Origin of the sequence: Odoribacter splanchnicus DSM 20712, assembly GCF_000190535.1 — a bacterium.
In the GTDB taxonomy this organism is placed as follows: domain Bacteria; phylum Bacteroidota; class Bacteroidia; order Bacteroidales; family Marinifilaceae; genus Odoribacter; species Odoribacter splanchnicus.
In genome coordinates this window covers 1,495,566-1,509,309 of the sequence record NC_015160.1, presented here as the reverse complement: position 1 = coordinate 1,509,309, position 13,744 = coordinate 1,495,566, and the positions used below count along the sequence as shown (strand labels likewise).

The following is a 13,744-nucleotide window of genomic DNA, read 5'->3' as shown; positions in this document are numbered from 1 at the left end:
TATCAAAGAGGGGTAATTGGGGGGAGAAACTTACAAATTACAGTAAGGGGCGGACTATCGGATAAAAATGAATTGAAAAATGAAAAGGTAACTGTACAACGCATAAAACTTTATCAAAATATCTCTCTATGGAGAGCTTGGAATATCATACAAAATTTATAAATTTACACAATAGCAATAAATGTGTTGCGTATGGTTGATTTACAGATTATACAAAGTAAGATATATGAGATCCGTGGATAGCCGGGAGGTTAAAGTTTAAAGATTAAATTCATTACAATTGCTGATGTTGGAATGAAAACATTAATAACCTCTATTTGGCCTAAAGCCAAACAAAAAATTATAAAGACAGATTCCAAGTGACCATTGACGACATAAGAACAATGATAGTATCCGACGAGTCGCGGATTTTAGAACTAAAGAAGACTACCGGTGAGCTGAAAGACGGTATGCATTCAGCATGCGCGTTTCTCAATACAGAGGGAGGTTGGCTGATTTTCGGCGTTACGCCTAAGTCTCTGAAGATAGTCGGGCAGGAGGTGACAGACAATACTCAACGGGAAATTGCTCTGGCTCTTGCCGGACTGGAACCAGCTGTTGATGTACATGTGGAATATGTTGATGTGCCGGACTATCCCGGTAACAAGGTTATTGCAATGCACTTTGACGGTTGGGTTTGGGGCGAACGACCGCATCCTTGCACATCGGCCTCAGATATATTCGTGGGAAGGGCAAATGGCTGATGGCATCACTCTTGCTGATTTGAACGAGAAACACATCAAAGGGTGCATACGTCTTGGTGTGGAAGGTGGACGTATCCCGGCAAGCGCTATAAGCGTACCAATTGAAGAGACTTTGGTAAAATGGAAGCTTTTGAAAAATGGTGTGCCGACAAATGGGGCTACCATGCTATTCTCCGACAATATCGACGAATATCCGCAATTCCGGTTGAGAATGGCACGTTTTGTTGGAACTGACAAAAATGAGTTTATTGACAATCAGCGTGTCGAGGGTTGCTTTTTCGATCTCCTCGACGCAGGTATGGCATTTTTCTTCAAACATCTTAATCTCGGCGGCAAGATAACTAATCATAGCTTACAGCGAGAGGAACATCTGGAGGTGCCGTATAAGGCTTTGAGAGAGGCTCTTATAAACTCGCTTTGTCACCGTCAATGGGAGAAATATAATTTGACCAACAGCATTGCGATTTATGATGACCGCGTAGAAATTGCGAATCCGGGAATATTCCCTTTGCAAATTACTCCTGAAACCATTAAGGAATCTCATGAATCATATCCATACAATTTAAAGATTGCCGAAGCTCTCTACAAATCAACCTATCTGGAAAGCTGGGGATCCGGAGCTAAACGCATTATGGACGCATGCCGTGAGCAAGGTATAGAAGAGCCCATCTGGCGATGTGACGGTGGTTTTGTGATTGTCACATTCAAACGACCATTTTACGGGCTAAGCTACCAAGAAAAGAAGCCTGCAAAAAAGAATTTATGGGGTAATGTCGCCCAAAATGTCGCCCAAAATGTCGCCCAAAATCTTGATGAGAAAATTATTCAAATCATAAAATCTAATCCCTGCATTAAACGAGAAGATATTGCGAACCAATTATTTGTTACGAAAAAGACAATTGAGCGACATCTTAAAAATCTTGGAATTAAGTGGGATGGACATCCCAAAACCGGGAAATGGATTCTGCAAGATAATAACATTTAACGGGCTTTTCTTGTATATTAAATAGTTATTATAAACTACAAAAATGTGAGTGCGAATAATGGTATGTTAGTCCCAGCTGCTCAAAAACTATACGGTGTATTGTCAAACTTGGAGAGATTATGTCTGACTGCTGGATAAAAATAATTTGAAAAATAAGAAAGAATTTATTTTGATATGTCCATATTTGTTACACCTCTTTATACCACAAAAGCGGGAGATCTGCCGGTAAGAGCAGGTATTTTTATACCTGTTACTCTCCATATACGGCAGTTTTGTACCTCGTGTTGGAGCGTTAATGTGCTCCCTGTCTTTTATAATTTTTTCAGAATATTCAGATGATATAAAAACTCAATTAGTCTTCTTCCGGGCGGATAAAACCGATAGGGCGGTACGGTTTGTCTGACAATTTCTGACGTACCTGCAATTCTGCCAGTGTCTGATTGATGAGTTCAAGTTGCATGCGGGTGTCTTCGTTGATGTCGTTCTGGTCGGTGAATATTTCTTCGATATATTGCTTTAACTCCTTTACTTCTTTTTGAAGCAGGGAATGTTTATCTGGCGGGGGATTGGCTATCAATTGACGAATAGCAACAAAAGCACGCATAATACCTTTGTTTATTTCAATGGCTGTTTCAGAGTTAAGTACGCTGCTTAGCATAGCAATTCCCAACTCTGTAAAAGCAAAGGGCAGATATTTGATATTACTCCCACGGCTCTTGTTCAAGGTGCCAATTTGGCATCTTGAAAGTTCATCACGCGTAACCTCAAACATAAAATCTTCACCGTCAAAACGTTTCTTATTTCGTCGGACAGCACGTTTTAATTGTGCGGTTTCCGTTCCATACATTTGTGCGAGATCAAAATCCAGCATTACCCGCTGTTCGCGGATTTCATATATTTTGCTCTGTATGAGTTGCAGGTCTACCATAAGCACATAGTTTCCGGATTGAATTCTATAAATTTATGAAAAATTCTTTATTTATCAAAGAGGGTAATTCTTGGGATACACTAGAGTGCGGGAAAAGTATATAAAATAATTGAAAAATGAGAAAAATTTATTTTGATATGTCTATAGAAATTCATATATTTGTAATGCATTCCATATTTCAAGAGCGGGGAAACCTGCCGATTGTCGACAGGCATTTTTTATGCCTTGTCCTTTCCATACGGCGGTTCCGTACCCCCGTGTGGAGCATTAATGTGCCCACTGCTCTTGGAGTGGAATGCAACGGGACAGGCGGGACCGTTTTTAATTTCCGCTTATTTAAGAATTGATTAATGGAAATATTAAAGATTAATCTAAAGGATAAGTTGGAAGTAAGTCACTTATTTTACATTCAAAAACTTTTGCTAACATATTGATGTGGTCTAAGTTGTATGCTTTATCGCTTTCTGGATCTTCTATATTTTTAATAAAAGTATGTGAAACATTCATACAATCAGCAAGATAACGTAAGCTCCAACCTTTTGCAAGGCGGTGTTCTTTGGCTTTTTTACTAACATATAGTTCTATAGGAGATTTCATAACCTTTATTCATTTGTCAAATAAAGGTTTTTTTTGGAAATCAAGTGTAATCCTATAGAATTACTTGTGTAAATATTTGTAAACTTATAGAATTACGAGGATTTGTTGAAAAAGAAAAATTAAATACGGAAAATAAATGTAATAGAATCTGGATTATTAGCCTAAAACCACCAACCGATGTAAGAAAGCAAGAATTTACACGAAAAGGAAAATAGCCAGACACTTGGATGTTTAGAATTTATATCAACCTATAAAACTTAAGAGTATGGATACCATTGAAGACACTCTTACCAATGAAGCTTACGCGCGGATTTTACACAATCTTCCTCCCGATTCGGGGGATTTGTTACTACCGAATGAAGCTGAAAGAATCTGGAAAGGTTTCGTGGATTACCATTCTTACCCTAATCCTTTCGATTGCATTGAAAATGACACGGAACTGATGGACGGCTTTTTCGGATGGCTCGACGAAGTGGTTTTGAATCTGGAACATGTTAAAAATGCCTGCCTTTATTATCTGATAAACTCGCCGGATGATAAGGGGAAAAAAGAGGAAACCGGGAAAGAGTTGAACAGGTTGGACGCATATTGCCGTGACTTTGCCTGGCATAAACAATTTATTGCAGAGAAGGCCTTTTATTTTAAGGGTTTCCTTGAATCATTGCATGGGGAATCAGAACGTGCGGCAAAGGGGAAACTTCTGACCTCCCCAAGGAAGGAGGTGTAATGACGGCCTGAGTCAATAGCCCTCTTTCAATCCATTAAATAAAAGGTATGGAACTTCCTGCCTGACTTATTAACCCAATTTGAATAGAGAGTTTTTAATCATTTTTAGTTATAAACCGAATAAAACTTTACTTATGGAAAACGAACAACACCCCGACACTTTCCAACCGACAGAGAATCGGTATTCCGGCTTAGGCGGAGAAGAGTTTCAACCTGAGAAACCAGATCTAACGGGTAAGTGCCTGCCTTTATTATCTGATAAATTCGCCGGATGATAAGGAGAAAAAGGAGGAAACAGGGAAAGAGTTGAGCAGGTTGGAGGCATTGTGTAATTATAAGTAATTACTATGATAAAACCTGTTGAAGTATAAGACAATTAATGATTTTAGATAGTTCTTTGAAAGTTTGTTTTGTTATGTTAGAGAATTTTTGTACATTTGTTACGTACTACATACTCGAAGGTAGGGAAACCTGCCAATCATTGACAGGCATTTTTTATGCTTGTACACTCCATATACGGCGGTTTCGTATCCCCGTGCGGAGTGTTAATGCACCCGCTGCCTTCGAGGTGTAGTACAACGGGACGAGCGGAACCGTCTTTTCTATTCGCTTCAACAAAATTTTTTACTATGAAAACAGAAATGAAAAATATTTGATTGATAGTATGTTATTCTATGCCCTCAAACAATTTGCTTAATGTAATTCCGAGTGCTTTACTAAGTTTATATAAGGAAGTAAGCCTTATATCTATACTGCCGGATTCATACTTTGAAAGATTACTATTATCAATATCAACGATAGCTTCAAGTTCTTGTAAGGTTAAAGATTGATTTTTTCTTAGCTGTTGCAATTTTTGACCGAATTTGTGTAATATTAATTCATCATCTTCCATATCCTTTGTTTTAAGTTCATAACAAAGGAAAAAATATAGGTTGACACTCTTTCTGGTTTATAAACCAGAAATTGATAAGGGACAATAAATAAGTAAAAAAAGATTAGAATATACATTATATCAATAACTAAAATATAACAGTTCAATTATGAAAAATAACAAATCTCCACCGAATTAAGATTATTTCCTTTAGGAAATTTACAATTTATGAGACGTGATTTACGTCTTACTATATCTAACTATTATAATTAAATACAAACATGGAAACAGATCATCAAAACACTTTTCAACCGACAGAGAATCGGTATTCCAGCTTAGGCGGAGAAGAATTTCAGCCTGAAAAACCAGATGTAACGGGTAAGTGCCTGCCCAAAGGATTTATTTCGACGGACAACGAACCTTTGAAACACTTTTATCTGCAAATGTCCCGGATGATGTGTCCTTCGGTCACCGCAGACTCAACGGAGTGTGAAATATTACAGATCCTTTATACCCGTGTAAAAAAGAGCTGCAAGCTATTAAAATTACTCGACACCCATCCGTGGAGCGATATCGATCCCTTCCTGATCAAGGCCTGCAGCTTTTATCTGTTCACGGATTCGTCGGATTCCCAGAAGGAGAAACGGCGCCTGAACAATATCCTTTACCGTCAGAGTATTTTTACGGGAAAGATTTCGGAGCTGCATGACCTGATCGCCCATGACCTGATCTTCTTCTGCCGGGTAAAAACGGACCTGGAGGAAATGTTGCGTATCGATCTTTCCGATCCGGCCAGTATAGATCCGGTTCTGTCCGGAAAGGATACAGGGACGATAAAATAAACGAAACAATGCAAACAGGGAAGGAGGTGAACCGGAAAAAAATGAAGATTCCATAAAAAAACAGCGGGGGACTGGGTGACATTGGCGTGCCCGTTCAGTCCTCCCGCCTCAATTAACATTATTACTAATATTAACACCGACAAAGTTATGCAAAAAAACGCATGCAGCGTTAGCCGGAGCTTACGAAAGCAACGGCTGACCGCCATTATTTTCTGTTTATTGGCTGCTTTTACCCTGCCCGTCCCTTTGCAGGCAGGAGTGCCGCAGCAACAATCCACTTATCCGGTCAACGGCCTGGTGACCGATGCGGAAGGCGTCCCCCTGCCGGGCGTGACCGTCCGTTACGGAATTACGGGCGGGGCGACCGACAACGGGGGGCATTTTGCGCTCCGCCTGCCCGAAGAGCGCGGCAGGCTGACCTTTTCGTGTGTGGGCTATAAGACGGTGACGGTGGGTTACCGTGCCGGGGAAATGCTCCGGGTCCGGCTGGAAGAGAGCCGTGAATCGCTGGAGGAGGTGACGGTGGTCGCCTACGGGGAGCAGCGGCGCGGACAGGTGTCGGGCTCGGTGGCGACGGTGGATGCCGCCCGGCTGCAAAACAAGCCCGCATCCAACGTGCTGACGCTGGCCAAGGGCCAGATGGCGGGGGTGTATATCGCGAGCCAGTCGGGCGATCCGGGCGGCAACGATGTGAGCATCATCGTCCGCGGTGCGAACGACCTGGCAATTGCCGGCAACCGTAACCCGCTGTTCGTGATCGACGGGGTGATCGCCTCGGACGACGCCAGCCTCAAGGTGGGCGGCAACCCGCTCACCTCGCTCAACCCGGACGACATTGAAACATTCACCGTATTGAAGGATGCCGCAGCGGCGGCCATCTACGGCTCGCGGGCAGCCAACGGGGTGGTGATCATCACGACGAAAAAGGGCCGCTACAACCAGCACCCCCTGCTCTCGGCCAATGTCAGCCACACCTTTATCCTGCAGCCCCTGCTGCCGGAGCGGATCGGCGGGAATGCCGAGCGGCTCGCCCGTCTGGAGGCGATGAAAAATTATGCGGGAGTGTACTACGACCGGGAAACGGATTCCTACCGCTATCCGGAAGGCTACGCCCTGGGCAAGCCTTACGATTATTTCTGGAACGAAGGCAACGGCGCGGACATGACCGTGTATCAGGACAGCCTGAACCCTTTCTATAACAATTCCACCGACCTGATGGCATATTACCTGCGCCCCGCCCATGCCACGAATGCGAATATCCAGGTCCGGGGCGGGGCGGAGGGAATCGCCTATTCCGTCGGCCTGGGCTTTTACGATGAGGCGGGAACGCTGCGGGGTACGGGCAACCGCCGTTTTTCGGCCTTCTCGAACCTGGCCTTCAAGCCTGCGCACCACCTTTACGGCAATTTCCGCTTCTACCTGGCCTATACCGACAACAACCGCTCGCGCAAAGGGGTGGATGCCTTCAATCCGGCGCCGACGGCTTATTCCACGCTGCCGGACTTTCTTTTCACCTCGACGGTGCTGCCCGGTCCCGGAACGCCTTATTTCGGCGAGCTGACCCGCCGCTATGAGAGCACCAGGGAGAAGAACGACAGCTACAAGCTGCGCACTTCCTTCGACCTAACGTATGAGATCGCCGACGGCCTGGCACTGAAATCGGGCGTGGCGGTCGATTATCTCCAGAACAACCAGAACGTTTTCCTGCCGAAGGAGGTGAACGAATACGGTAAAACCTATAGCAGCGGCACGATCGCCCGCCATCTGATGGTGCTCAACGAGAACCTGCTGACCTACCGCCGGACGTTTGGCAGCAGCCATACGGTCGACCTGCTGCTCGGTTTTTCCGTGCAGCAGGACGAGATGAACAATAACACGGGCAAGGCGCTCGGGGCTGCCTCGAACACCATCCATTACGCCCCTTGGTACTCGCAGGTGTACGATGCGGAGGCCCGGCTCGACCTGAAGGATTATTATTCGGATTATGAGAAAAAGACGATGGTGGGCCTGTTCGGCCGCCTGAACTACAATTACAGGGAGCGGTATTATGCGGGCTTCACCCTGCGGCGCGATGCTTCGTCGACCTTCGGCGAGGATGTGCGTTGGGGCTGGTTCCCTTCGTATTTTGTGGGGTGGACGTTTACGGAGGAGCCGTTTATGCAGGCGCTGAAACCTTGGCTGAATTACGGTAAGCTGCGCTTCTCGCAAGGGCGTACGGGCGTATCTTCGAATATCCCTATCTGGCACAGGGCGAACTGGATCAGGGCGCTCCCTATTTGGGGCATCCGACTGTGGTTCCCGAATGGTGGGCAGGTGTCTCGAACAGCGGCCTGACCTGGGAAAAGACGACGGAATACGATGCGGGGCTGGACCTCGGGTTGCTGGACAACCGCATCGGCCTCACTTTCGATTATTACCTGAAACGGACGCGCGGGTTGCTGTACAATCCCCCGACTCCCGGCACGCATACGGGTTTCCTGGCCCCGTGGCGGAATATGTACGGCATCGACAACGAGGGTGTGGAGCTGGAGGTGAAGGGTGAGCTGGTGCGCGGGAGGACCTGGCAGTGGAACCTGTCGTTCAATGTAAGCAGGAACCGGAACCGGCTGGCCCGGAGCCTGAACGGGCGCGATTTCCAGAATACGGCGGCCCGCTTTGCGAACAACCTTTCGGTGATCGGGCTGCCGCTTTACGGGATTTATGCCTTCGACGACCGGGGGATTTACGGCCGCCGGAGCGACGTGCCTTCTTATTATGAGGACGGGGTGAAGAAATACCTCCGCGGAGAGGGGAGTGCCTACTACCGGGCGGGCGACCGGATCATCACGGACGTGGACGGCAATGGTCAGATTTATAATTACGGTACGCTGGCGGAGGACCGTATATATATCGGTTCGCCCCTGCCACAGTTTCAGGGCGGTATTTCCACGGACCTGATGTGGAAGGGGCTGGATGTGACCGTGCTGTTCAATTTCGTTTGCCGCAAGTGGGTACTGGATGCTGCCCGGGGGGCTTCTCTGGGTACTTACCTTGCGCTGAACCCGGCGGATATGGCGCGTCCTTATCTGACGGGTAGTCTCGACGGGCTGTTCTGGGAGCATCCGGGCGACGGTGCGCCTTATCCGGCCAACCGGATGGAGAACGGGCTGTATAATTTCGCCACCAACCTGGCCTCGAACGCTCAGCGGATCAGCTACCTGAAACTGCAGGCGGTGACGGTGGGGTATACGCTGCCGGAAGCGGTGCGGAAAGCGACGGGTTTCGGTGCGCGGATCTTCATAAGCGGTGAGAACCTTTTTACGCTGACGGATTACCGGGGCGGCGACCCGGAGACGGTGGACCCGTATACGGGAGTGGACAATTACAACGCCTATCCGCTGTCGCGCCGCTTTACAATCGGACTAACCTTAAATTTTTAAACGATGAGAAAACAGATGATCGGATATATCGCAGGGCTGGCTTTATTCCTCCTGTCGGGATGTGACAGTTTCCTGACGCAGTTGTCGGAGAATAATACGACGGTAGCGAACCATTTCCGTAGCGAAGCGGATGTGGAAGCAGCGGTTTACGGCATGCACGCCCAGTTCCGTGAGGTGATGGGGAGTTTTACGCAGGACTACCGCGACCGCGGTCTGCTGCTGGATAATTTCGGCCTTGCCCGTTGGCGGGAGGCCAATGAGCATAACCTTTCGGGCTATACGGCTACAGCCGTGGAGTTCAGCTGGATGTACGAATATAAGGCCGTGAGCGCGGCCAATCTGGTGATCGGTAATCTTTACCGGGCCGGTCTTCCGGAGGAGCGTTACCGTTTTTATATGGGTCAGGCGCTGTGTATCCGTGCCTGCCTGTATTTCCAGATTATCCGGTTGTGGGGGGATGCGCCGCTGGTGCTGGAATACGAGGATATCTCGGAGAAGGGGCGTACGCCCTGGCGGGAGATCGCCGGGCATATCGTGGCGGACCTGCTGCTGGCAGCGGAATACCTGCCTCCTGCGGATCAGTTGAAGGATCCGGAGGGTAAACCACTTACGGCCCGTCAGATCCCGGGGCGGGGGACGGCGTATGCCATATTGGCCGGGGTGTATGCGTGGATAGCGGGCTACGGGCAGGAACCGGAATATTATGCGCTGGGGATCGAAGCTGCCGGGAAGGTGATCGGGGACCCGAATTACCGTCTGGTGGCCAGCCCGGAGGAGGTATGTACGGAGGTGCTTCCCGGAAATTCGGAGGAAGGGATCTTCGAGGTGTGCTATGACGACAGCCGGGGGGAGTATAAGGATTTCGGGAGCTATATCGGGGGGACGGTCGAAAAATGGCCGGTGTTGAAAGGGACGACCCCTGCTTCGCGGCGTAAATTCTTTATCCGCAACGAGACGGTGGAAAGGCTTTACACGCCGGAGGATTTGCGTTTACAGGCCTATTTTGCCGATTTCTTCCGGATGAAGGAAGAGCCGGTGTCTGTGACACAAGGAGCTGCCTATGTTCGGATGTGGCGGGAGGTGGAATACTACTCGGGCGGAATTTATGACGGTACGCCGCGTACGCTGTTAGCGAACGATATCCTGATCCGCCTGCCGGATATCCTGCTGCTGAGGGCGGAGATGAAAGCGGCGACGGGTGACCGGGAAGGGGCCGTTGCCGACCTGGATGTTGTCCGCCGCCGTGCGGGCGTGGCCGGTTATTCGGAGGCGGAGGGTGATCTCCGGCGGGCGATACAGCTGGAACGCGACAGGGAGTTGCTGTTTCAGACGGGGGTGCGGTATTTCGATTATATGCGCAATCACACCTATAACCTGCTGAAAGGGGGCTTCCGTGATCTGACGGAAACGGATGTGGCGGCCGGGGCTTTGTTCCTGCCGGTATCTCTGGATGCGATGAACAATAACCCGAAGGTGAAACAGACGGCTTACTGGGTAGGAAAGTTTTGAGCCGTCGATTTATAATCTGTGTTTTCCTGCCGGGGGATGCCTTTCCGGCGGGAAAACAATAAAAAATATATGGAATATGAAAAATTATATGATAGGAATAATGTTCGTCATCGCTTGCGGAACAGGCGGTTGTGAAAAAGATACGTTCCACGATACAGGTCTGGCTAACGGGGTTTACGACGGTACGGCCTGGGAATATATGCAGGCGGGGCACGGCAACTGGGACTCGCTGGTGATCATGATCCGGAAGGCCGGGTTGGCGGACCTGTTCGACGGTAAAGACCCGGATTGTCCGCAGATGACGGTGTTCGGTCTGACGAATCTGAGTATCGTGCAGTTCCTTTTGCGAACGACGGACGGGGAGGGGGAGCTGGTTTACCGCTCGGTGGCGGATATGCCGGATGCATTGTGCCGGGAGATTCTGTTGTCGTATGTGATTGCAGGACGGCATGTGCGGGTGGATTTCCCGTATGAGGTGCAGGGTACGCTGGAAGGGGGAACGGTTTTTGAAACCCTGAACGGTCTGGATTTGCGGGTGTACCGGGTGAAAGGCAGCTGGCAGGGGATGCCGGACATCGGAGCGGACGGCATCGGTTTCCACTTCCTGGAATCGGGTCATACGGGGCACGTGGCCTCGGGGGATATCATGACCGATAATGCCGTGGTGCATTCGTTGTCGACCACCTTTCAGATGGCCGACCCGGTGGTGGACGGTAGTGAGGATAGGAGAGGAGGAGTGTATGATTAATAAAATGAAGAAACAATCACACATTAAAGGATGTATTATGAAAATAGGAATATTAGGAATGCTGATCCTGGCAGGGATCGGGTTTTATAGTTGCGATGATATCACCAAGGGGTATCTGGAAACGGACGAAGCCGGGTATGTCACCGATACGCTCCGGATTGCCGCCGATCCAGGCAACGGGGATACGATACCCTATCAATCGGAGAAGATACAGGGGGTGATCGGTACTTTCCCTATACATTATGAGTTGGCAGCCTTGCGTGATGACTCGGGCCGGGAAGTGGTGGCCGTGATCGCCTCGCAGGTAGAGGTGGTATTGACCGGGGTGTTCCGGATCGCGAAGGATCATACGATCCCAGTGGGCACATACAGGGCCGACCTCCGGGTGTGGAACCTAGGGCGTAGCTTTGTGCTTCCGGGGATATACACGATAGTGGTGGAGCCTGCTGCCGAAACGGCTGATTCCGGAAGTAGAGAAGAAGGTTAGCGACAGAGAAAACCTTGCCGCGATGGCTATTAGCGGCCATCGCGGTTTTTCGTTTTGTCAGTTTCTGTGTTTTATTGGATTTTGATTATTGTTTTATAATAATTGTCTTTGTATCAATTAATTTTGTGAAGTGTGACCATTCTGATAAATCTTTTCGTAACCAGCGGGCATGTTTCTCCCGAATATTTTTGTGACCGGTAGATGGAAAAGTTGATCCGGGAGATCAGTAATGGTAATAATCTGGCTTTGATTTCCACCCGCAGAATGCGGTAAAAGCGGACTGATAGAACATTGATTCAGAAATGAGTCTATAGTCCGTCTATACTATACTTTTTTTGTGGATATTTATGCGATAGCTTCGTTGCGGGATTTCGTTTTTCTACTGAGTAAGGTGATTCTCGAAGGTTTAAAGCCAAGGGTAAAAGAGCCTGTTTTATTTTTGCGGGCAGTCGGTGGCATGTCATGGGGAATATGTTCCTGAGTGCCTCCCGTCCTGTATATGGAAAGCATTGCTTTGCCTGTATACACGGCTTTTGCCATTCGGAATTTCGAACAGGGAGGAAAAACGATTGTACCGGAAGTGGTGGAATTGCTCTACCGGCAATTTGAAGGAATCACCTGGTATCTGTAAAAGATGCTGAATGTTTTGTACAGTTCAACTCCTCCGGGAGGGAATTATACGCGGGATATGATTTTTCCGGCCCTCGACAGTGTAATGGATTTTTTTAATATACCTATCTGGAAATGTTGTACCGGAGGCCTGGAAAATAGAAGGAATTGCTGATTGCTCTGGCTAAGGAAGGCAAGGCTCGTGTCGTCACTTCCGGCGAATTTGTTCAGAACTACCGTCTATCCTCCCCAAGTTCCGTACAGTCTGCCCTGCGTGGCCTGCTCGAAAAGGATTTTATCACGCAGGAACAGGGCATATATCAGGTATACGACCGCTTTTTCGGAATCTGGCTGAGGGGAGAGTTTTTTTAATATATCATATTGGTAAAATATGAATCAAAGTAATAATTTTGAAAATTATATTATCTATCTTTGAAAAATGGAACCAAAACAGAGTTGATTATTATGAAAGAATTTAGTACGATCATTCGTGAGCATATTTTCCAAGCTATTCAAAAAATTCAGGAAGAAGGAGTACCTAATCATGCACAGTCGTCGACCCGGTAACATGTAATTCATTGGCGGTTTCAGGTATGGTCTTATGTTCGGCACATGCTTTAGCAATACTTGTTTCTGTTTTTCCGGCAGTTCGCCCAAGAACTTCTGTAACCTGTACTGCAATGCTTTGTCAGCTTTTTCTTCGGCCATATTTGTAAAGAGTAACACCTCTACTATCTTTTTCTGATAATCGCCTTGAAACTTCTGCGAACGAATATGTTTCAGGCAATTGATTTTGCCTATGGTCAGCAGGTAAGCGACGACACTATAGCGATCGTTATATTGTTTCAGATGGGTCCATTGCACGAAAAAGGCATGCTGCATCAGATTCTCCGCTGTATGCATCGCGTATGGTATACTGTTGCAGATTTGGAAAGTATTCTACATATACCCAATGGAATGCCTTCTTATCATCTGCCCTGTTCCTACCCCCTGTTCCTGAATGTTGATCTCCTTTTCCATCTGAGTAAATTTAATGGCAAAACGATTATTTTCTAACTAAAATAGAGAGAAAAAGAGGTAATAGTTCTGTTATCTTTTTATGCTTTTTTGCGACAAATACATGATGTTCTCTCAATGATCGAAGCGGAAAGCACTTCACCTCCCAAAAGAATGCAGCCTGCCGGCGATCGTCAGCAACTCCTGCCACGGACTGCATTTTTTATTGTTCTGGAAGGCAGGATAAATGTGTGCACAATTACCTTGTCCTTATAGTTGATTCA

The 13,744-nt window shown here is 47.5% G+C and carries 14 protein-coding genes and 1 pseudogene; 12 read left to right on the top strand and 3 right to left on the bottom strand.

Annotation, left to right across the window (positions count from 1 at the left end):
• Positions 1–359 precede the first annotated feature (359 nt).
• Positions 360–743, top strand: coding sequence for an AlbA family DNA-binding domain-containing protein (locus tag ODOSP_RS18715; protein ID WP_083813725.1), 384 nt, complete (start codon positions 360–362; stop codon positions 741–743).
• Positions 736–1,728, top strand: a complete 993-nt coding sequence (locus ODOSP_RS06345) for an ATP-binding protein (protein WP_049782838.1) — start codon at positions 736–738, stop codon at positions 1,726–1,728. Before ODOSP_RS18715 ends, ODOSP_RS06345 begins: the two co-directional genes overlap by 8 nt.
• A gap of 352 nt (positions 1,729–2,080) precedes the next feature.
• Here the strand turns inward: ODOSP_RS06345 and ODOSP_RS06340 are convergent, their stop codons facing one another.
• Positions 2,081–2,656 carry an ORF6N domain-containing protein gene (locus ODOSP_RS06340; protein WP_013611539.1) on the bottom strand — a complete coding sequence of 192 codons (576 nt, stop codon included), beginning with the start codon at positions 2,654–2,656 and terminating at the stop codon, positions 2,081–2,083.
• Between the two features lie 366 nt (positions 2,657–3,022).
• Positions 3,023–3,253: a helix-turn-helix domain-containing protein gene (locus ODOSP_RS06330; protein ID WP_013611537.1), complete on the bottom strand. Its 231-nt coding sequence runs from the start codon at positions 3,251–3,253 to the stop codon at positions 3,023–3,025.
• A 265-nt stretch (positions 3,254–3,518) separates the two neighbouring features.
• Between ODOSP_RS06330 and ODOSP_RS06325 the strand changes: the two genes are divergently transcribed.
• A complete protein-coding gene (locus ODOSP_RS06325) occupies positions 3,519–3,980 on the top strand; it encodes a hypothetical protein (RefSeq protein WP_013611536.1) in 462 nt (153 codons plus the stop codon).
• Between the two features lie 133 nt (positions 3,981–4,113).
• Positions 4,114–4,254 carry a hypothetical protein gene (locus tag ODOSP_RS19880; RefSeq protein WP_013611535.1) on the top strand — a complete coding sequence of 47 codons (141 nt, stop codon included), beginning with the start codon at positions 4,114–4,116 and terminating at the stop codon, positions 4,252–4,254.
• Positions 4,255–4,646: 392 nt separating this feature from the next.
• Here the strand turns inward: ODOSP_RS19880 and ODOSP_RS06320 are convergent, their stop codons facing one another.
• A complete protein-coding gene (locus ODOSP_RS06320; RefSeq protein ID WP_013611533.1) occupies positions 4,647–4,871 on the bottom strand; it encodes a helix-turn-helix domain-containing protein in 225 nt (74 codons plus the stop codon).
• Positions 4,872–5,131: 260 nt separating this feature from the next.
• Between ODOSP_RS06320 and ODOSP_RS06315 the strand changes: the two genes are divergently transcribed.
• The 8 genes and pseudogenes from ODOSP_RS06315 (at position 5,132) to ODOSP_RS19625 (ending at position 13,520) form a co-directional block, all read left to right on the top strand.
• Positions 5,132–5,692, top strand: coding sequence for a hypothetical protein (locus ODOSP_RS06315; RefSeq protein WP_013611532.1), 561 nt, complete (start codon positions 5,132–5,134; stop codon positions 5,690–5,692).
• Positions 5,693–5,839: 147 nt separating this feature from the next.
• Positions 5,840–8,026 carry a SusC/RagA family TonB-linked outer membrane protein gene (locus ODOSP_RS06310; RefSeq protein WP_049782837.1) on the top strand — a complete coding sequence of 729 codons (2,187 nt, stop codon included), beginning with the start codon at positions 5,840–5,842 and terminating at the stop codon, positions 8,024–8,026.
• On the top strand, positions 7,984–9,111 hold the full coding sequence (locus ODOSP_RS18710) for a SusC/RagA family TonB-linked outer membrane protein (protein ID WP_049782836.1): 1,128 nt from the start codon (positions 7,984–7,986) through the stop codon (positions 9,109–9,111). Before ODOSP_RS06310 ends, ODOSP_RS18710 begins: the two co-directional genes overlap by 43 nt.
• 3 nt (positions 9,112–9,114) lie before the next feature.
• A complete protein-coding gene (locus ODOSP_RS06305; RefSeq protein ID WP_013611531.1) occupies positions 9,115–10,620 on the top strand; it encodes a RagB/SusD family nutrient uptake outer membrane protein in 1,506 nt (501 codons plus the stop codon).
• Positions 10,621–10,696: 76 nt separating this feature from the next.
• Complete coding sequence (locus ODOSP_RS06300) at positions 10,697–11,368, top strand: fasciclin domain-containing protein (protein WP_013611530.1); 672 nt, start codon at positions 10,697–10,699, stop codon at positions 11,366–11,368.
• 37 nt (positions 11,369–11,405) lie between these two features.
• On the top strand, positions 11,406–11,855 hold the full coding sequence (locus ODOSP_RS06295; protein ID WP_013611529.1) for a hypothetical protein: 450 nt from the start codon (positions 11,406–11,408) through the stop codon (positions 11,853–11,855).
• 201 nt (positions 11,856–12,056) lie between these two features.
• A pseudogene (locus ODOSP_RS19185) lies at positions 12,057–12,836 on the top strand (hypothetical protein).
• Between the two features lie 402 nt (positions 12,837–13,238).
• Positions 13,239–13,520 (top strand): hypothetical protein, encoded by a 282-nt coding sequence (locus ODOSP_RS19625; protein WP_148233353.1) that lies wholly within the window; start codon positions 13,239–13,241, stop codon positions 13,518–13,520.
• Positions 13,521–13,744: the final 224 nt, after the last annotated feature.